The following is a 19,224-nucleotide window of genomic DNA, read 5'->3' as shown; positions in this document are numbered from 1 at the left end:
AATAATGTCGGCTTGAATATAATATTTGAGAGTGTAATGGATCAATTTAGAGCGTTAAGATATTTCAGTAAAGTAGCAGAAACGGGCAGTTTTACTAAAGCTGCAGTTGTTTTTGGCGTGCCGCCTTCATCGTTATCAAGGCGAGTGGCCGACTTAGAAAATAGCTTAGGCGCTACTTTGTTGAAGCGTTCTACTCGAGACGTGAAATTAACCGAAGTGGGGCAGCGTTATTATAGTCAGGTGTTAGATATTCTTAATCAACTTGAGCAAAGTAATGAGGCGGTACGCAGCTACCAAGCGAAACCCATGGGGCATTTACATATTAGTTCGATGGTGGGCTTTGGCGAGCGGATTTTACTACCACTACTTGACGAATTTAGTCAGCTTTATCCAGAGATCGTTCTAGATGTCAGTCTAAGCGATGAGTTATCAGCTTTGAGTCGAGATGATGTTGATGTGGCTATCCGCGGCGGTTATGCACCCAATGAACGAGTGTTAGCGATTAAATTAATGGGCAATCAATTTATCCCCGTAGCAGCGCCGAGTTATTTAGCTGAGATGGGTAACCCTAAACATGCAACTGAACTAAAGCTGCACAAAGGTTTATATTTTCGCACGCCTAATGGTCCTACGCCTTGGTTAAGTAATATCAATGGTCAATGGCATGATGTCTCGGGGCCGCAAGTAGCCGTTTCTAATAATGGAAAGTGGTTAGGTGAATTGGCAGCTCAAGGAAAAGGGGTGTTAATGGCTCCACGTTGGGCTGCTGCTCATCACCTAGCAAGTGGTGAATTAGTTGAATTAGTGATAGAGCCGCAAGTGCAAATTAGCCAAAATAACGATATGGCAGTTTATCTGTTGTACCAAAAACAACGATATCTTGTGCCTAAAGTAAAAGCTGCGGTAGATTTTTTAGTGGCAAGGGTGAAGTATTAAGGTTTGATATTTATTCAATCTGATAAATCTTATATCATGCTTTTTTAACTAGTAGATTAAAATGTATGCCATTTAAAAAAGTCAGTTTGAAAATTACCGCGTGTTTAGTCATTCTTTTTGCAATCGGCTTCTTTGTATTTTTCCCCGCTTATCTCGATAAACAAACAAATCTTTTGCACGACTCACATTTACCGGTGATATCTGCGCAAGCTCGGACCTTGCATGCTCAATTGATTATTGGTGACTGGCACAGCGATACATTGTTGTGGAAACGAGACTTAATGGATAAGCATGACTATGGTCATATGGATATTCCTAGGTTGCAACAAGGTAACGTTGCTTTACAAATGCTGACTACAGTGACTAAGTCTCCTGATGGTATTAATTATGAAGAAAATAGCACTGATGCCAGTGACAATATTACAAAATTAGCCTTAGTTAGCCTTTGGCCAGCTAAAACATGGGACAGTTTGGCTGAACGAGCACTATTTCAGGCCGGCAAAGCCCTTGAGTTGGTGAATGAATTTCCGCAGCATGTTTCCCTAATCACTTCAAAATCCGAACTTGCAAGATTTATATTAGAGCGAAAAGCGAATCCGCAATTATTGGGTTTGTTGTTAGGCACTGAAGGCTCACATGCCCTTGATGGTGATTTGAATAATATTCAACGCTTATTCGACAGTGGTTTTAGAATGATGAGTTTGCAGCACTTTTTTGATAACAAGTTAGGTGGTTCGTTACATGGAGAAAGTGGTGAGGGATTAACAACCTTTGGGCGAGAAGCCATACAAAAAATGCAATCATTGGGGATTATGGTGGATGTGTCGCATTCAACCGAACAAGTAGTCAAAGACGTATTGGCTATGAGTAATCAACCCTTATTGGTTAGCCATACTGGTTTTTACGGACATTGCCCTTCACCACGGAATATCTCCGATGATTTGATGCAACAGATTGCAGCCAACGACGGACTTATTGCTGTGGGTTATTGGGATGGTGCCGTGTGTGAGCCAAACGTAATCGAGATTGCTAAAGCGATTAAATATGGCATTGAATTAGTCGGTAGTGAGCATATTGCTCTAGGCTCTGACTACGATGGCGCAACGAGTGTGCCTTTTGATACGTCGGAGTTAATTTACTTAACACAAGCTCTGTTAGATTTAGGGCTGAGCGAACTACAAATTAAGCAAGTGATGGGTGGTAATATGCTGCGATACTTGCAACTACATTTGCCGGGTTAACGGCAACTCAACCAACGGCAATAAACCTATTAATCCAATTACAATGTCATCAAAGGTAAACCACCCTTAATGGAATATTATCAACTTAACCACAGTAATCTTATTGATTATCTGCAATCACTGCCCGCAGTTCAGCAGAGGTTTTCTTCTTTCGATAATTTAGATGTGAAAGAAATAAACGATGGCAATATGAATTTCGCCTTCGTGGTGACTAACAAACAAGATCCGAATCAATCGGTTTTTGTTAAACAGGCACCACCCTACATTAAAGTGATGGGTGAGCAGTGGCCATTGACCCGTCAACGTATGACCGCAGAAATTAACGCCTTACATTATCAATCTAGTGTGTGTCCAGAAATGGTGCCAGAGGTATACTACCAATCTGAAGCTTTGTCAGTTGTTATCATGCAAAACCTGAGTAAACATGCGATTTTGCGCACTGAGTTAATACAAGCACGGTATTTACCTAGATTGGCCGAAGACTTATCTACTTTTCTAGCAGAAACATTATTTTATTCGTCTGGTTTCGCTCTGTCATCGGGCGATAAAAAAGCCATGGTCAGTAAAAGTTGCAATCAGGATATGTGTCAAATCACCGAAGACTTTGTATTTACTTATCCTTTTGAACATCATGAAATGAACGATTACAACCCAGCTCTACCTCAGTCTGTTATTGATTCGATTCAAAAAAATCCAACTGTGCGCGCGCAAGTAGCAGAAATGAAATATATATTCATGAACAAACCCGAAGCGTTACTTCATGGCGATCTACATACCGGTTCAGTTATGGTAAACGAGCAACAAACTTTTGTAATTGATCCGGAGTTTTCATTTGCTGGCCCCATGGGATTTGACATTGGCGCTCTGATTGCCAATTTGTACATAAACTATTTTTCCCATGCACATCGAAAATCAGCTGAGTCTGTTAATTATAGCCAATGGTTACTGGAGACTATTGACCAGCTTTGGTACAAATTCGAAGAAAAATTCTTATGTTTGTGGTCAGAACATGAACTGAAGCAAGAACAAACATTTATGGGTAAAGATCTGAGCGGCGACAGTCATCAAACCTTTAGGCAAGTTTTTATGCAGCAATTGTTAAACGAGTCCCTAGGGTTCGCTGCATGCAAAATAATACGTAGAATTTTAGGTGTGGCAAAAGTGGCTGATTTTATGCAATTTGAGGATAATACCTTGAGGGCTAAACTAGAAACACAAGCGCTCAAAATGGCCACAACAATCTTAGTTAATCGCCAATCCTTTAAAAACATAGCTGATGTGAATAAATTGGCAGGGGTTATCAGTTCAGAAACGGTTTTTAACGTTTAATCTAAAGCAAAGTTTCAAATTTTTACCACCGTGAATAATTGATATCCACGGTGGTAAAAAACGCTTATAACATCTTTATTTCATCATCTTTTAAGTGACTCACAATTGGGCTATTTTCAGCATCGGCAAATGCTGCATCTAACAATGATGCTCTATAAGCAATTGGTGCGCGGAAATTTGGGTGAGTGAATATATAAGTTTGTCCTGATTGCAGGGCCTCCACTACACGTTTAGCTAACACAGAAGTGGGAATACCAGATTCCACTAATTCTTTGGCGATGTTTTTTCCGCCTCCAGACTTTGCTTTATTGGCCCCTTGATTTTTAACTTCTTTATATTCGGGTTGAAGGTTACGTAATGATTCATGAATTCTAGTTTTAACAAAAGCAGGGCACAACGCTGACACGGCAATATTATACTTTTTCAATTCAACGGCCCAACTCTCTGACATGGAAACGACCGCTGCTTTTGAAGCGGCATAGGCACCAGAATAAGCCACACCATTCATGCCAGCAATTGAGGCTACATTAATAATCCAACCACCTTGGCCATGGCGTTTCATGCTTGGGCCAACAGCTTGTGTACCATTCACTACGCCCATTACATTTACATCCATAACCCATTTCCACGTTTCGAGTTTGGTGTCTTCTATGGAGCCAGGAACACCACCGACACCAGCGTTATTCACCAACATGTGAATATTACCAAATTTTGCTTCGGCGGCAGCTACAGTGTCTTCCCACTGTTGATAGTTGGTGACGTCTAGTGGACAAGCTAAGACTTGGATATCAGCGTCACGTAATGTTTGTTCTGCCGCTGCAAGTTGGGTTTGGTCAATATCAGCAATCACTATGTTCATACCCAGTTGCCCAAATTCTTCAGCAAGAGCAAAACCAATGCCTCCTGCTCCTCCGGAAATAATAGCTGTTTTACCTGCAAATTCGTTCGACATGATGGTATCCCTTAATGATTTTGAATATTGATTTTCTGAGTATGAATCGATAGTAGGTGTTGGTTTGATTCAAAAAAACTTTATTTAGCGAATTGGCAAAGCTTCATAGAATGAATGTTTGTATGTTCTTAAAAGCTAGGTGTGCTCAGGCCAAATTAATGCAGCTTTTAAATGTGTTGTTAGTTAAATATTGCAAGTGATAAAGAGATTTTCGTAATCCTTGTTTGAAATTTAACAAACGTAAATGGTTTTGTTGTTCTGGTAAGCTCAAGCATTGAGTCGATATTGTGCAACTGGAATTATCACATTGAAACTGTTCAACAAATTCGTAATTTTCTTGGTGTTACTGCTACCTCAAACATCATTTTCTAAAGACAAAATTCCTCATCTGAATAAAGTGGGCAATACCACACAGCTGATTGTCAATTCAAAACCTTATCTTATATTGGGCGGAGAGTTAGGTAACTCCACGGCAACTAGCATGGAATCAATGCAGTCGGTCTGGCCAGAGCTTAAAGCACTAAACCTTAATACTGTTTTAGTGCCAATTTACTGGGAATTAATTGAACAAAAAGAGGGGGTGTTTGATTTCAAATTAGTTGAACAATTGATATATGAGGCGAGAAAGCAAGATTTAAAATTGGTGTTTTTATGGTTTGGTGCTTGGAAAAATAGCATGTCTAGCCACGTCCCATCTTGGGTGAAGCAAGATCAGCAGCGTTTTCCCCGGATAAAAGATAATAACGGCAACAGCCATGAAATTTTAACCCCTTTTAGCCAAAACAATTTACAGGCTGACGTAAGTGCCTATACCGCATTAGTGCGCCACATCAAAAAGGTGGATGGTAAAAAACACACTGTCATTATGCTGCAAACAGAAAACGAAATTGGCATGTTACCGACTGCAAGAGATCATAGCGCACTCGCTAATCAGCAATTTCAGCAAGATGTACCATCAAACTTGTTAAATTACCTAGCGCTACACAAACAAAACCTAGTGCCAGAGTTTTATCTGGTTTGGCAACAAAACGGCTTTAAAACATCAGGCACATGGCAAGATGTTTTTGGTATTGGCACCCATACTGACGAAATTTTTATGGCTTGGTTTTACGCACAATTCACCCATGCTTTAATTCAATCAGGTAAAGCGGTTTATCCACTTCCAATGTTTGTTAATGCTGCATTAAATAGCCCCAATGCTAAACCAGGTAAGGGATACCCTAGTGCTGGGCCTCTTCCACACTTAATGGATGTATGGAAAGCGGGTGCGCCATCTATCGACTTTCTTGCGCCTGATTTTTATGTGCCGGATATCAAACATTGGAGTGATTTATATACCCGGCAGCAAAATCCATTATTTATTCCCGAACATCGCTTTGATAACACCGCGGCGGCTAAAGCTGCTTTTGTAATTGGTCACTATGAAGCGATAGGTTTCTCACTTTTTTCTATTGAATCAAAAGATCAGCCTGAAAACGAAGACTTGGGCAAAATGTATTATTTACTTAACCAGTTAACGCCTGTGATAACCAAACATCAGGGGCAAGGAAAAATAGATGCGGTGTTGATAGATAAAAACAATCAACAAACAGTGCTAACTATGGGCGACTATGAATTTACGGTTAAGCACAGTCATACCTTAGGGTGGGAAGCGAGCGCCAAAGATGATGTATGGAAAACAGCCGCGGCCATCATAGTTCAAACAACTGAAAATGAGTTTTATATTGCCGGAACGGGCGTTGTTATAACCTTCAAAAACCTTACTAATCCAGAGCTAAATGTCGGCATCTTAAAAGTGGATGAAGGCCGGTTCGATGATGAAAAATGGACTGTTGTTAGACATTTAAATGGTGACCAAACACATCAAGGAAGGCATGTGCGTATTTTTATGGACAATTATCAGATTCAGAAACTAGCACTTTACAACTACGAATGAGAAACCCACATGAATTTTAATAAAGTTTTCCAAAGCAGAGTAACAAAACTACCTGCTCTCTATTGTTTGATGGCTGTTCTTTTTATCTCTCAGCCTAATGCTGAAACGGTCATTCAACTCGATACCAACAGCCCGGGTGCGATCATTAATAAGAATATTTATGGTCAGTTTATGGAACATTTAGGCCGAGGCATATATGAAGGCGTATGGGTAGGTGAAGGCTCAAAAATTGAAAATGTTAATGGCTTTCGTACTGATGTATTAACCGCATTGCAGGAACTGGAAGTTCCCTTAGTGCGTTGGCCTGGCGGTTGTTTTGCTGACGAATACCATTGGCGAGATGGAATAGGACCACGTGATCAACGAACCGTAACCGTCAATACCAACTGGGGTGGTGTGACCGACAACAATGCTTTTGGTACCCACGAACTTTTTGATTTTGCCGAGCTGCTTGGAGCCGAAGTGTATATTAACGGTAACTTGGGAACGGGCACGTCAAAAGAAATGGCGCAGTGGATAGAATATATGATCTGTGACTCCCAAAGTACCCATGCTAATTTGCGCCGTAAGAATGGGCGAGATAAGCCTTGGAAAGTGGATTATTTTGCCATAGGTAACGAGGCATGGGGATGTGGTGGTTCAATGACCCCCGAGTATTACACCAACCTATATAAACATTATGCGAGCTTTTTAAAAACACCTGGCGACAATCAGCCAGTTATGATCGCCAGCGGTGGCCATACCGAACAACTGGAATGGACAGAACACCTGATTAAAAATGTTGAAAGTTCTTGGGCAATGCGCATGCAAGCTATCAGTCATCATTATTACACTCTACCAACCGGCAATTGGGATAAGAAAGGCAGTGCACTGAATTTTGATGAAAAAGAATGGTTTTCAACTTTAAAAAATACTTTACGTATGGAAGGGTTTATAAAGAATAACCTGGCCATTTTAGACGAGCATGATCCCGATAAAAAAGTGGGCTTTTATGTGGATGAATGGGGCACTTGGTATGATGCCGCTGAAGGTGATGATCCTGGATTTTTATATCAACAAAATACGTTACGCGACGCTATGGTCGCAGCATTAAATTTGAACCTGTTTCATCAGTATGCTGAACGTATTCATATGACCAATATTGCACAAATGGTGAATGTTTTGCAGGCCATGATTTTAACTGATAAAGAAAAAATGCTGCTTACGCCTACTTATCATATATTTAAAATGTATGTGCCATTTCAAGATGCGGTTTCTATTCCCGTATCCATTTTAGGCGGTGAGCAATATCAATTTGGCGACGAAAAGTTGTCCAAAATCAGTGCCTCAGCAGGAATAGGTAAAGATGGAAAACTCTATTTGGCACTGGCCAATGTTGATGCAAATAATGCCGAGAGCCTTACGATAAAAGCAGAACAATCGCTGCATACAGCCGTTGGCCAAATATTAACGGGTAATAAACTCGATACTCACAATACCTTTGAAAATCCACATGTTATTCAACCTGCTTCAATTTCAGTCAACGCAAAAAATGGTGATCTGAGTTTTATGCTGGCGCCTAAATCTATTGTGGTTTTTTCGATTGAGTAGGATTTGATAGGATGATTGTTCGCGGCCACAACAGAAGGTTTTGAGCCGCGAATTAAGTGGTTCAATTAGTTTATTGTTTCAACACCATCATTATTGCCAATTAATACTATGTCAGCACCACGGTTAGCAAATAAACCGTTGGTTACCACGCCAACTATGGCGTTAAGTTGTCTTTCTAGTTCAACTGGATTGAGTATTGTCAAATTGTGCACATCCAAAATTACATTACCATTATCCGTGACAACACCCTGGCGATAGGCGGGATCGCCACCTAGTTTGACTATTTCTCTGGCCACATAAGAACGGGCCATGGGGATCACTTCAACTGGCAATGGAAACTGACCTAACATAGGCACTTGTTTAGTATCATCAATAATACAAATAAAGGTCTCAGCAACAGCCGCAACGATTTTTTCTCGAGTAAGTGCTGCGCCACCACCTTTAATCATATGTTTGTGTTTGGTAATTTCATCTGCGCCATCCACATAAATATCAAATTTATCCACTGAATTGAGATCAAATACTTCAATGCCCATGGCTTTTAAACGTTCCGTTGATGCTTCTGAGCTCGACACTGCTCCTTGAATGTCACGTTTTACATCCTCTAGTGCATCGATAAAATAATTAACGGTTGAACCTGTGCCAACACCGACAATAGTGTCTTTTTTTACATATTTTAAGGCTGCTTGGGCTGCGGCTTTCTTTTTTTCATCTTGTGTCATGTGTTTTTAGGGCCTATTGATCTGCATAAACGCTTGGTTGTTTAAAGTGTAACTCAAGCACCGTGTTTTTTTATATCAAAAAATTGTTCTGGCGTGGCAATACCATCTAACGGGATATCCCAACTATCGGCGAGTAACTTATCTGTTTGTTGGCAAGTATGCGCCAATCCAACGAGTTGAGTGGGTAATGAATCTCGACGAATAGGGGCTAAAGTACGATCGTAATATCCGCCCCCCATGCCTAATCTATTGCCTTGGGCATCAAAGGCAACCAGTGGCGTTAATATCAGTTCAATAGTGTCTAGAGTATGTATGTTTGTGCTGGTGACTATGGGTTCATCTATGCCATAAACGTTTTTTCGGCTGGCTGAGTTAGGATGATATTCCACAAACAGCAGATGCCCTTTACTAAAAGGATGTAAAACTGGTAGCAATACACGTTTACCTTGTTGCCAGCAATAATCAATAATTGCACTCGGGTCAATTTCACCATCATTTGCAATATAACAGGCAATAGTTTTTGCTTGAGCGAGTATGGTAGATGAAAGACAGCTTGTTAATAGATTATTTGCCGCTGTGGATTGTTGCTGAGCCGACAATGCTTGACGCTTATTGCGATACTCTGTGCGTATTTTTTGTCTTTGCACTATTTTTAAACCTACATAATTTAGGTATTTGGAGAAAGAGGAATAAAGCGATTGAGTGCTTGAACAAGTTTTTCTTTTTCCAAGGGTTTACATAAATACTCAACCCAAATTTTATCATTTTCGTTAAACTTATGCTGGTTAAATGCGTCGGCTGATAAAGCAATAATGGGGAGCTGTGGATAGTTTTGTTTAATCTTTTCGGAGGTTTGACGGCCATCAATACCAGGTAAGTGAATGTCCATTAAGATCAGATCAAAATGTCTATCATTGACTATCTCTAAAGCCTCTTCGCCTGTCCCAGCAATAGTGACAGAGGTATGCAAAGATTCAAATACGGCAAGCATAACTGCTTGATTGATTTCATTGTCTTCTACTATTAATATCTGGCTGCTGCGGTCAAAATTTGCTTTTTCTTGAACAACACTTTTTTGCAAAACGTCATGATGACTTTGTTGTGGCAACATCACTTTAAAAATACTGCCTGAACCTAGGGTACTCAAAACCTTTATTGTGCCACCTAAAAGCTCCACTAATCCAAGTGTAATTGATAAGCCTAGACCACTACCTTCTGAACTTTTGGACTGTCCGACTTGTTGAAATTTACCAAATAATTTTGTTTGATCGGTAGATGAAATGCCGGCCCCTTGATCTGCAACGGTGATCATAAGGTTTTCATCATTAAGGGAAAACTCAACTTTGACCCACTTGCCGCTATCCGTAAACTTAATCGCGTTATGCACTAAGTTGGTAATAATTTGGCTGATTTTGGCGTGATCGATAGTTAAATGAGTCGGTACGTTATCACTAATATTTACCAAAAAAGCTACATCTTTTTCGTTGGCTGTAATCGCTAACATGCCTTCTAAATCTTTGATGAACTCTCTTATGCAAATCAGTTCGACTTGGACTTGCATCATGCCAGCTTCAATTTTATTTAAATCAATAACTGAATTCACTACGCTTAACAACCGTTTACCTGAGTAGTCTATATGGCTTATATACTCAGAAAATTTTGCAGGTAATTTGTGATGATTAATATCATCTAACATCAAACGGCTAAAACCAATAATCGCATTGAGTGGAGTGCGTAGTTCGTGACTCATATTAGATAAAAATTCGGTTTTATGTTCGTTGGCTTGTTTCAGCTCTTTAATATTTTTTCGCAATTCCATTTGTGAAATGACTGATCTGCCTAAAACTTCAAGGGCTTGACGCTGAATTTCGGTCAATTTATTAGGTTTGTCATCAATTACGCATAATGTGCCAATCGCATGTCCGTTGTGGCTGACTAAAGGTGTACCTGCATAAAAACGAATATTCGGTGCGGAGGTAACGAGAGGGTTGTCACAAAAACGTTCATCTAGCAGGGTATCTTCGACTTCAAAAATTTCTTTTTGATGAATGGCATGGGCACAAAATGCGATATCTCTGGAGGTTTCTTCTGCGTCTAATCCAACTTTAGATTTAAACCACTGCCTGTCGGCATCAACCAAGCTAATTAAAGTTATCGGGGTATCACAAATTTTTGCGGCAAGCTGAGTTAAGTCGTCAAAAATTTTTTCAGCTTCAGTGTCTAATAAGTCATAGTCGTAGAGCGCTTTTAAGCGAGCTGCTTCGTCTAATGTTGGAGGGGCAATTTTCATTTGTATATACATAATTGGTCTCGCAATACACAAGACCATAACATAATTTATTTTCTCACCAAACCATATTATCTGCCGTAAGTATCTATGTACAACTGAGTCAAACGTTCATTGTTTACCTTAACTGCTACATTGATTTTCTGTGCGTTAAGCCAGTCAGGGCTAGTCGTAGTATTAGGCAGCGCTACTGAGGTTTGACCAATATTTAAAGGATCAGTGGACACTCTTGCATGACCGGTTTGTAATTCAAACAAGCTTGGGTCAATTAGATGTGCAATGGGCATAGCGTCGTGGAAGAAACATACATCTTCATCTCTATTTTGTGAGTAAAACTGCACATAAAATTGCGCTGCATCGTGTACAAAACCACCTAGTTTAGGGTTGTTTTGTTTAAGTTGAGTCAAAAAATCTGGTGTAAATGGGCAAGAGTTAGTCACATCTAAACCAAACATATTGAGTTCCCAATCAGCACCAAATACAATTTCTGCAGCGTATGCGTCATTCCATATATTGGCTTCTGCCACAGGCGTAACATTTCCACGTACAAAGGCAGCGCCGCCCATAATAGAAACTGCTTTGAGCAACTTTGGTAGTTCAGGTTCAAGACGCAAAGCTAGGGCTAAATTACCCAATGGGCCAATAGCAACAACAGTGATTTCACCCGGGAACTCACGTGCTTTATCAACAATAAACTGCGCCGAACTGCGGGGATCTAGTTCACCTTTAATCGCAGGAAAATTGATATTGCCAAAACCATCATCACCGTGCACAAAATGTGCGTATCCTGATTCTTTGCCAACCCATGGCATTCCCACACCCTTGCATACTGGGATCTTTTTATCCGCCAATGCACACAAAGTAATGGCGTTTTTGGCCGCCATATCAACAGGCACGTTACCAAATACAGTGGTCAGTCCTAACACATCTATTTCAGGGTGTTGAAAGGCAAAGAAAATTGCCATTGCATCGTCAATACCCGGATCGGTATCTAGTATAATTTTGTGGCTCATTTAGTGTCTCCCTGAAAAATTATTGCTTAGCAAGAAAACGGTTCACGTCTTCTATGCTAGGTATAGATTGTGCTGCACCAACTTGCATAACTGCCAAGGCTGAGGCGGCGCAAGCTCGTGTTAAAGCGGTTTTGGAATCTGTGTGGGTACTGTACGCAGACAAGAAATAGCCGATAAATGTATCACCAGCTGCCGTTGTATCTACAGCTTCTACTTCAAAAGCGGGTACATTAATCGTTTTATCTTTTTTGAGCATACGTACGCCGGCTTTACCTAACGTAATCAACACTTCAGCATGGGGCCAATCTTGGCGAAAGTAGTCTTCTATTTTGTCTAAGTCTTGGCGTCCTGAAATTTCTTCAGCTTCCACTTCATTAACGATTAATAAATCAATACATTCATGTGGAAGATGTTTAACAGACTCAGTCATAGGAGCGGGATTAAATGCTACCTGTAAGCCTTTTTCTTTGGCCTGAATTAGCACTTGGTCGATATTGCTGGTTTCATTTTGAGTCAACACCCAATCGGCAGATGACACAGTATCCAATGCCTGCATAATATCTTTAGGTGTCATTTCATGATTGGCTCCACCAAACAACACTATGGCATTTTCGGCGGAAGGCGTGACTTGAATAATTGCATGGCCAGTGGCCATTTCGGTGCAAGATACATGTTTACAATCAATGCCATCTCGGATCATGGTTTGTTTGAAGGAGACATCTGCTTCGTTTATTTTTCCCACATGACGCACTTCAGATCCGGCTCTGGCTAATGCGATAGATTGATTAGCGCCTTTACCACCTAATAGACATTGATAATGGCTTGACGCAATAGTCTCACCAGGTTGAACGAAATGGTCGACCTGATAGACATGGTCGATGTTGATTGAACCAAAGTTGATAACGGCCATAATACGTTGCTGTGCCTCTTGTTTTAACGTGCTAGTGCATGGCATTTATTCTAGCAGAATAAAACCATATATTAGGTCATCAGACCCGGTTCCTTAATTTTAAAAGTTGACCATTTGGTCTACATACATGCAAGTATATTGATTTTTTCTCTGACAGCAAATTTATTTAGGATCAACAGCCCCTAAGCAAAAAGGCGTGTTAACTTATTGATAAAACCAGTTTTGGCAACATATGGAGAAGTATCAGTTAAAAACAACCTAACAGAAACGGTAGCACCATGACCCCAAGGCCACCAAGCTGCCATCACTTTGGGATGACGTTCAACACTGGTACTGAATAGTTTTTGTTGCTTAACTAGTTTGGAGAATGACCCTGCGTAATGTTTGACTTCGCCAGGTGCTTTTTTGATGGTGTTTATATCCCAACTCACAGGTAATACCTGTTGTAAGGTAAACAAAACTTGATCTTGTTTGTCTACCGAAAATTCAGCTAACATCACTTTATGAAAATCGTCATATTTCCACTTTACTATCGAAGACAGAGCTTCTATCACATCTTTTCCGTAAGTTTGTACTTGTTCTTCTTGATTCATATGACTATTACTCTCAATCCGTTCTGAATAGTTTGGATGCCTCCCAAAATGCCGCTGTTCGGTGTAAGCCCGTGAACCGAAAGTTCAGGGCGGAAGTATCATCGCTACCTTAGGCTTCTCGATACGAGCCGAGCTTGCGCAATAGTAGTGGAATCAACTCCCTAGGTAAAAAGCATCGGCCAGGGACATAACTAAACTGGCAAACACCCCAGGAGGCATAGAAAATAATTTGTTGTAAAGCCAGTAAAAAACTCGCCACACAACAAACACAGCCATTATAATATGTTAGCTGTTAGATATACTAGCGCTATCGTACCTACTATCATGTATTTGCCATCTTGAGAGTGGTAGCATTGTTTTGTCCAACGATTGAGAGAGCATTTTGAATACATCAACCAACCTTTTCGATACTTTAACCGCGTTACTTGAACGCAACAATATTTTAACCTCTCCCGCCGAAGTTCAGGGGATGTTTTGTGGCATGTTAGGTGGTGGAATGCCATTAGAATGCCAAGACTGGTTAGAGCCATTAGCTGATTTCATTCATCAAGGTGAGTCATTTTCTAAAGAAGTAGACGAAGCCTTTAAAAGCCTTTTTGACACCACTTGTCAGCAATTAGTTGAAAGTGACTTTGCGCTAGTACTTTGTTTGCCAGAGGATTCGTCACCTATTAATGAGCGAGGCCAAGCTTTGTTAAGTTGGGTGCAAGGTTTTATGCTTGGGTTTGGTTTACATCAGGATGATTTAACCGGTTGCTCTGCTGATGTAAAAGAAGCCTTAGAAGATTTTGCAGAAATCGCCCGCATGGACGATGAAATGAATGAAGATGAAGAGTCAGAGCAGGCTTTATTTGAAGTGATGGAATATGTGCGAGTTACCGCTATGTTATGTTTTAACGAGTTAGGTAAATCTCCAGAACAACAGCAAAGTGAACCTAAAACAGTTCATTAATTCAATTAACGTCTTGGTTTTTGTAAAACTGTAAAGTGAGTCACAGCATTGCTTATGGATAATACCGAATTTTTAACCCGTCAAAAGTACCTATTACAAACAATGCAACCAAACAGTATTTGTTTGGTGCCTGCTGCTCACTTAGTCACGCGTAGTCGTGATACTGAGTATGCTTTTCGCCAAGACAGCTATTTTCAATTTTTGTGTGGATTTCCGGAGCCCGAGGCATGGTTAGTGCTGTCTAACCATCAAGAATATTCAAATGGTATGTGTATTTTATTCTGCCTAGACAAAGACCCTAATATGGAAATTTGGCATGGTCGCAGGTTTGGTCCAAAACAAGCTAAACAGCAGTACCCTGTGAACATGGCCTTTGCATTAGATGAACTAGAAGACCGGTTAGTCGATTTAATCAATGGACACCAACATCTGTATTTTGCTCAAGGGCATAATCATGATGCCGATGATCTTGTTTTTTCAACCTTGCAATCTTTACGTGAAGCGCCTAAACAAAGTAAAAATGCGCCTTCTAGTCTGATTGACGTTCGCATCATCCTAGATGAAATGCGCTTAATTAAATCTACTTGTGAAATAGATTTGATGCGTCAAGCGGCATCTATCGCCACCCAAGCGCATATTCGGGCGATGCAATTTGTTGAGGAAAGTAAAAACGAATATCACCTCGAAGCAGAAATTCATCATGAATTTGCCATGCAAGGTGCTAAATATCCAGCCTATGGCACTATAGTTGGGGCGGGAGACAATGCTTGTATCTTGCATTACACCGAGAACAATCAAGAATTGAAAGACGGTGACCTAGTGTTAATTGATGCGGGCTGCGAATGGCAGGGGTACGCATCGGATATTACCCGCACATTCCCGATATCTGGCACCTTTTCAGCACCACAAAAACAACTCTACCAACTAGTGCTAGATGCACAACTCGCCGCCTTTGAGGTGATTAAGCCTAACAACACTATTAACCAGGCCAGTGATGTGGCAATTAAAGTGATCACTCAAGGTTTAATCGATTTGGGTATCCTTAAAGGGGAACTAGTCGACAATATTGAACAGCAAACCTACCGTCAGTTTTATATGCACGGTTTGAGTCATTGGCTTGGTTTGGATGTGCATGATGTGGGCAATTACAAAATTGATGGCCAGGACCGACCGTTGCAACCGGGAATGGTACTAACAGTCGAACCCGGAATTTATGTGGCACCTGATGCTGACGTTGATAAAAAGTGGCGGGGCATAGGTATTCGGATTGAGGATAATTTACTAATAACTCAATCCGGTTATGAAAACCTGACCTTAGCTGCACCTAAAACCATCAGCGACATTGAAACCCTTATGATTAAAAAGAGCAGCTAAAAGAATGCATGCATACGACATAGTTGTGGTGGGCGGCGGCATAGTTGGGCTGACGCAAGCGCTTGCTTTAAAAGGCAGTGGATTGTCGGTTGCTGTGGTTGAAGGACATGTTAGTGAGTCTATGCCAAGTGGTGATCCGCAACTACGTGTAAGCGCACTAACCTTAGCCACAGAGAATATTTTACGTAACTTAGGTGTGTGGCAGCATTTAGATGTAAGTAGAATCTGCAGTTATGTGGACATGCAGGTTTGGGATCAAGACAGTTTTGCTAAAATCGAGTTTTCTGCTCAGCAAGTTGAAAAACAACAACTTGGTCATATTGTAGAAAATCAAGCGATTCGACACAGTTTATGGATACAAGCCCAGAACAGTAGTTTTATTGAGCTACTTGCCCCTAAAAAGATAAAGCAGTTAGTATTTGGCCAACAAGAATGTTTTATTACCTTAGACGACAGTAGTCAGTTAAGTGCCAGATTAGTGATAGGCGCTGATGGTGCTAATTCAATGGTAAAAAAGCTGGCTAATTTAGCGCAAACATTTTGGGATTATGATCAACATGCGATAGTCGCAACAGTAAAAACTACTTTGCCGCACAAGCACATTGCTCGGCAGGTTTTTACGCCTACTGGCCCTTTGGCTTTTTTACCTTTATGGGATCCCCATTATTGTTCGATTGTTTGGTCTCAAGATGAACCTAGAGCAGCTGAACTGCTCAAACTATCAAATCAAGATTTTAACAAAGCTCTAACTGCCGCATTCGATTGCACATTAGGCATCTGTGAATTAGTCAGTGACAGGCAAAGTTATCCGCTTAAAATGCGTTATACGCGCCAATGGGTAGGTAATAGAGTCGCTATCATTGGCGATGCTGCGCATACTATCCATCCTTTAGCAGGTCAGGGAGCAAATTTAGGAATATTGGATGCTGCAGCATTGGCCGAACAGATTATTAAATTGGTCAAACAAGACAAGGATTTTGGCTTAGCTAAAAATTTACGACCTTTTGAACGCTGGCGAAAAACTGAAGCAGTGAAAATGGTTGCCGCAATGGAAGGTTTTAAGCGTTTATTTGCTGGAGATCAACCGGTTAAAAAATTAATCAGGGATACTGGCTTAAGTTTGGCTAATCACTCATCATTTACTAAACAAAAAATTATTCAACATGCCATGGGTCTTGAAGGCGAATTGCCTGAATTAGCTAAAGTTCATTTAGAGTAGCGCTTCAATAGCCGTGTTTTATTTTTAAAAGGAAAATTCAGTGAACAAAATTTTTATTATTAGTGCATTAACCCTAACACTTGTTGCTTGTGGTGCTCGTCAAGCGCCACCTTACGAAAAAGAGAAACGCCCAGAAGACCGAGGTCAATATACTGGTGTGGCTGGTGTGATTCAAAAGCAGAAAGACGAGGCCTATATGAAAAACCAAGCCAACAAACTCAAATGCCAAGATTCCAAATTAGATTTAGTTGATGCAGAAGCTGAAGGGGATATAAATATGATCCGCCAAGTCAAAGCCAGAGTTCAAAAAAATTGTGTGGTTGAAAAATAAGCCTATATTTTGACTCCAGCAGTTAACAGCGCTAAAAAGGCGAAAATTGAATTTAGTGTTCATCAATACGAACATGATAGTGGGCAGGCTTCTTATGGATTAGAAGCGGCAGAGAAACTGGCAGTTGCGTCTGAACGAATATTTAAAACACTAGTCGTTAAATTAGACACTACCGAGTTGGTGGTGGCTGTTCTGCCAGTTAATTTAATGTTGAGTATGAAAAGTGTGGCCAAGGCTTGTGGTGCTAGAAAAGCCGAAATGGCTGACAAAACAGAAGTGCAGCGCAGCACGGGATATGTGTTGGGTGGTGTCAGTCCTCTTGGCCAGAAAAAATCGTTGAAAACAGTCATTGATCAATCAGCCCAGCAATATCCAACCATTTATGTGAGTGGTGGCCGAAGGGGTCTAGAAATTGAATTAAATCCACTAGACTTGCAAACCCTTACACTGGCATTCTTCGCCTCTATCTGCCAATAAAGTTAATCCTCAATGAACATCGATGTTTTTACTCTGAACTATCAGGACACTATACACACTCAAGATATGTTATTCCTACTTGAGAACTACGCGCTTGATCCTATGGGGGGAGCAACGGCGTTAAGCCAAACAGTGAAAGATAATTTGGCATCTGAATTGGCAAAATTACCCCAAGCCTTTAGTGTAATTTGTTATGTAGATGGCAAACCTGCTGGCTTGGTAAATTGTTTTGAAGCTTTTTCAACGTTTAAGTGTAAAACCTTTGATTAATATTCATGATCTAGTGGTGTCCTCTGAATTTAGAGGGTTAGGGCTCAGTCAAAAAATGTTGCAATATGTTGAAAATATCGCTGAAGAAAAGGGCTGCTGCAAAATTACCTTGGAAGTGTTGGAAGGTAATCAAGTGGCTAAAAATGCCTACCTAAAGTTTGGTTTTGCTGGCTATGAACTCGACCCTAAAATGGGTAAGGCATTATTTTGGGAAAAAGCACTTTGATAGATAAAATAGTCGGCTCAATATGATTGATTGTTACCCATGTTAGAGCTGTTTTCCTATTCCTTAAGTTACACAACTTTGGCGCTGCTATTTTTAGTGGCGTTTTTTATTGGCATGGCAAAAACAGGGGTGCATGGTGCGTCTATGTTTGCTGTGCCTTTGCTTGCGATTATTTTTGGTGGGAAAGTATCGGCAGGTTTGATGTTGCCTATGCTGATTATGGCTGACTTATTTGCTGTTAAGTATTACCACAGGCATGCCAATTGGTATTTCTTAATCAAGTTATTTCCGTCGGCAGCTATTGGCGTATTGGTTGGTACATGGCTGGGTTACGTCATTGACGACCAATTATTTAAAACCATCATGAGTGTGATTATTTTTGTCAGCTTAGGTTTGATGTTATGGATGGAAAAAGCCAATAAAGATTCTATCCCAGACTACCTATGGTTTGCTTTATTGATGGGGTTTTTAGGCGGTGTGACGACTATGGTTGGCAACTTAGCGGGCTCTGTTATGGCTTTGTATCTACTCAGTATGCGACTACCCAAAAACGAGTATATTGGCACCGCAGCTTGGTTTTTCTTAGCGATTAACCTGTTTAAAGTACCCTTTCATTTGTTTAGCTGGGAGAGTATTGATCTGAACTCTTTTTTGTTAAATCTTATCAGTTTACCTTTTATCGCGTTGGGTGCTTGGGTGGGCATTGTTTTTGTGAAACGTATCGAAGAAAAATATTATCGTTGGTTGGTCATAGCTGTGACAGGTTTAGCGTCTGTTTTGATGCTGTTCTAATACCATATATGGACCCTCTCCAATTGCAAGACACCAATTTGACTGATTAACAACACTCATTGCTGCCATATATT

General features: G+C 40.5%; 18 protein-coding genes, 1 other RNA gene and 1 pseudogene. 12 read left to right on the top strand and 8 right to left on the bottom strand.

Features of this window, described 5'->3' with window-relative positions; all coding sequences use genetic code 11:
- Positions 1 to 36 precede the first annotated feature (36 nt).
- From QZ488_RS06980 to mtnK, 3 genes are all read left to right on the top strand, one after another.
- Positions 37 to 936, top strand: a complete 900-nt coding sequence (locus tag QZ488_RS06980; RefSeq protein WP_293747114.1) for a LysR family transcriptional regulator — start codon at positions 37 to 39, stop codon at positions 934 to 936.
- A gap of 65 nt (positions 937 to 1,001) precedes the next feature.
- Complete coding sequence (locus tag QZ488_RS06975; protein WP_293747113.1) at positions 1,002 to 2,177, top strand: dipeptidase; 1,176 nt, start codon at positions 1,002 to 1,004, stop codon at positions 2,175 to 2,177.
- Positions 2,178 to 2,246: 69 nt separating this feature from the next.
- A complete protein-coding gene (gene mtnK, locus QZ488_RS06970) occupies positions 2,247 to 3,506 on the top strand; it encodes an S-methyl-5-thioribose kinase (protein WP_293747112.1) in 1,260 nt (419 codons plus the stop codon).
- Positions 3,507 to 3,570: 64 nt separating this feature from the next.
- Here mtnK and QZ488_RS06965 read toward each other — a convergent pair whose 3' ends face one another.
- Complete coding sequence (locus tag QZ488_RS06965; RefSeq protein ID WP_293747111.1) at positions 3,571 to 4,458, bottom strand: SDR family NAD(P)-dependent oxidoreductase; 888 nt, start codon at positions 4,456 to 4,458, stop codon at positions 3,571 to 3,573.
- A 307-nt stretch (positions 4,459 to 4,765) separates the two neighbouring features.
- Between QZ488_RS06965 and QZ488_RS06960 the strand changes: the two genes are divergently transcribed.
- Positions 4,766 to 6,394: a DUF5597 domain-containing protein gene (locus tag QZ488_RS06960; RefSeq protein WP_293747110.1), complete on the top strand. Its 1,629-nt coding sequence runs from the start codon at positions 4,766 to 4,768 to the stop codon at positions 6,392 to 6,394.
- A 9-nt stretch (positions 6,395 to 6,403) separates the two neighbouring features.
- Positions 6,404 to 7,984 carry an alpha-L-arabinofuranosidase C-terminal domain-containing protein gene (locus QZ488_RS06955; protein WP_293747109.1) on the top strand — a complete coding sequence of 527 codons (1,581 nt, stop codon included), beginning with the start codon at positions 6,404 to 6,406 and terminating at the stop codon, positions 7,982 to 7,984.
- A gap of 65 nt (positions 7,985 to 8,049) precedes the next feature.
- Here the strand turns inward: QZ488_RS06955 and rpiA are convergent, their stop codons facing one another.
- The 7 genes from rpiA to ssrS form a co-directional block, all read right to left on the bottom strand.
- Positions 8,050 to 8,706, bottom strand: a complete 657-nt coding sequence (gene rpiA, locus QZ488_RS06950; RefSeq protein WP_293747108.1) for a ribose-5-phosphate isomerase RpiA — start codon at positions 8,704 to 8,706, stop codon at positions 8,050 to 8,052.
- A gap of 53 nt (positions 8,707 to 8,759) precedes the next feature.
- Entirely contained in the window at positions 8,760 to 9,353 is a 594-nt protein-coding gene (locus tag QZ488_RS06945; RefSeq protein WP_293747107.1) for a 5-formyltetrahydrofolate cyclo-ligase, read from the bottom strand.
- A 20-nt stretch (positions 9,354 to 9,373) separates the two neighbouring features.
- On the bottom strand, positions 9,374 to 10,996 hold the full coding sequence (locus QZ488_RS06940) for a GAF domain-containing hybrid sensor histidine kinase/response regulator (RefSeq protein WP_293747106.1): 1,623 nt from the start codon (positions 10,994 to 10,996) through the stop codon (positions 9,374 to 9,376).
- A gap of 68 nt (positions 10,997 to 11,064) precedes the next feature.
- Positions 11,065 to 12,006, bottom strand: coding sequence for a nucleoside hydrolase (locus QZ488_RS06935; RefSeq protein ID WP_293747105.1), 942 nt, complete (start codon positions 12,004 to 12,006; stop codon positions 11,065 to 11,067).
- 19 nt (positions 12,007 to 12,025) lie between these two features.
- Positions 12,026 to 12,916: a ribokinase gene (locus QZ488_RS06930; protein WP_293747138.1), complete on the bottom strand. Its 891-nt coding sequence runs from the start codon at positions 12,914 to 12,916 to the stop codon at positions 12,026 to 12,028.
- A 182-nt stretch (positions 12,917 to 13,098) separates the two neighbouring features.
- The gene (locus tag QZ488_RS06925; protein ID WP_293747104.1) at positions 13,099 to 13,509 is read right to left on the bottom strand and encodes a hypothetical protein; all 411 of its coding nucleotides are present in this window, start codon (positions 13,507 to 13,509) and stop codon (positions 13,099 to 13,101) included.
- Positions 13,510 to 13,545: 36 nt separating this feature from the next.
- A non-coding RNA gene (gene ssrS, locus QZ488_RS06920) (6S RNA) lies at positions 13,546 to 13,727 on the bottom strand.
- A 164-nt stretch (positions 13,728 to 13,891) separates the two neighbouring features.
- Here ssrS and QZ488_RS06915 point away from each other — a divergent pair.
- The 7 genes and pseudogenes from QZ488_RS06915 to QZ488_RS06885 all read left to right on the top strand — a co-directional run bounded on the left by QZ488_RS06915 (position 13,892) and on the right by QZ488_RS06885 (position 19,150).
- Positions 13,892 to 14,461 (top strand): UPF0149 family protein, encoded by a 570-nt coding sequence (locus tag QZ488_RS06915; protein WP_293747103.1) that lies wholly within the window; start codon positions 13,892 to 13,894, stop codon positions 14,459 to 14,461.
- Positions 14,462 to 14,515: 54 nt separating this feature from the next.
- Positions 14,516 to 15,835 (top strand): Xaa-Pro aminopeptidase, encoded by a 1,320-nt coding sequence (gene pepP / locus QZ488_RS06910; RefSeq protein ID WP_293747102.1) that lies wholly within the window; start codon positions 14,516 to 14,518, stop codon positions 15,833 to 15,835.
- A gap of 4 nt (positions 15,836 to 15,839) precedes the next feature.
- A complete protein-coding gene (locus tag QZ488_RS06905; protein ID WP_293747101.1) occupies positions 15,840 to 17,054 on the top strand; it encodes an FAD-dependent monooxygenase in 1,215 nt (404 codons plus the stop codon).
- A gap of 40 nt (positions 17,055 to 17,094) precedes the next feature.
- Entirely contained in the window at positions 17,095 to 17,385 is a 291-nt protein-coding gene (locus QZ488_RS06900) for a hypothetical protein (protein ID WP_293747100.1), read from the top strand.
- Positions 17,386 to 17,394: 9 nt separating this feature from the next.
- Positions 17,395 to 17,862 carry a Cys-tRNA(Pro) deacylase gene (ybaK, locus tag QZ488_RS06895; RefSeq protein ID WP_293747099.1) on the top strand — a complete coding sequence of 156 codons (468 nt, stop codon included), beginning with the start codon at positions 17,395 to 17,397 and terminating at the stop codon, positions 17,860 to 17,862.
- A gap of 12 nt (positions 17,863 to 17,874) precedes the next feature.
- Positions 17,875 to 18,358, top strand: a pseudogene (locus QZ488_RS06890) (GNAT family N-acetyltransferase).
- Between the two features lie 39 nt (positions 18,359 to 18,397).
- On the top strand, positions 18,398 to 19,150 hold the full coding sequence (locus QZ488_RS06885; protein WP_293747098.1) for a sulfite exporter TauE/SafE family protein: 753 nt from the start codon (positions 18,398 to 18,400) through the stop codon (positions 19,148 to 19,150).
- Positions 19,151 to 19,224: the final 74 nt, after the last annotated feature.

Source organism: uncultured Paraglaciecola sp. (assembly GCF_913020055.1).
In the GTDB taxonomy this organism is placed as follows: Bacteria; Pseudomonadota; Gammaproteobacteria; order Enterobacterales; family Alteromonadaceae; genus Paraglaciecola.
Note: the sequence above shows the minus strand (reverse complement) of the source record. Positions and strands in the feature narration are given on the sequence as shown.

Coding starts and splice junctions, on each gene's coding strand:
- QZ488_RS06980 (WP_293747114.1), top strand. CDS start 37: ATGGATCAATTTAGAGCGTTAAGATATTTCAGTAAAGTAGCAGAAACG.
- QZ488_RS06975 (WP_293747113.1), top strand. CDS start 1,002: ATGCCATTTAAAAAAGTCAGTTTGAAAATTACCGCGTGTTTAGTCATT.
- mtnK (WP_293747112.1), top strand. CDS start 2,247: ATGGAATATTATCAACTTAACCACAGTAATCTTATTGATTATCTGCAA.
- QZ488_RS06965 (WP_293747111.1), bottom strand. CDS start 4,458: ATGTCGAACGAATTTGCAGGTAAAACAGCTATTATTTCCGGAGGAGCA.
- QZ488_RS06955 (WP_293747109.1), top strand. CDS start 6,404: ATGAATTTTAATAAAGTTTTCCAAAGCAGAGTAACAAAACTACCTGCT.
- rpiA (WP_293747108.1), bottom strand. CDS start 8,706: ATGACACAAGATGAAAAAAAGAAAGCCGCAGCCCAAGCAGCCTTAAAA.
- QZ488_RS06940 (WP_293747106.1), bottom strand. CDS start 10,996: ATGAAAATTGCCCCTCCAACATTAGACGAAGCAGCTCGCTTAAAAGCG.
- QZ488_RS06935 (WP_293747105.1), bottom strand. CDS start 12,006: ATGAGCCACAAAATTATACTAGATACCGATCCGGGTATTGACGATGCA.
- QZ488_RS06930 (WP_293747138.1), bottom strand. CDS start 12,916: ATGGCCGTTATCAACTTTGGTTCAATCAACATCGACCATGTCTATCAG.
- QZ488_RS06925 (WP_293747104.1), bottom strand. CDS start 13,509: ATGAATCAAGAAGAACAAGTACAAACTTACGGAAAAGATGTGATAGAA.
- pepP (WP_293747102.1), top strand. CDS start 14,516: ATGGATAATACCGAATTTTTAACCCGTCAAAAGTACCTATTACAAACA.
- QZ488_RS06905 (WP_293747101.1), top strand. CDS start 15,840: ATGCATGCATACGACATAGTTGTGGTGGGCGGCGGCATAGTTGGGCTG.
- QZ488_RS06885 (WP_293747098.1), top strand. CDS start 18,398: ATGTTAGAGCTGTTTTCCTATTCCTTAAGTTACACAACTTTGGCGCTG.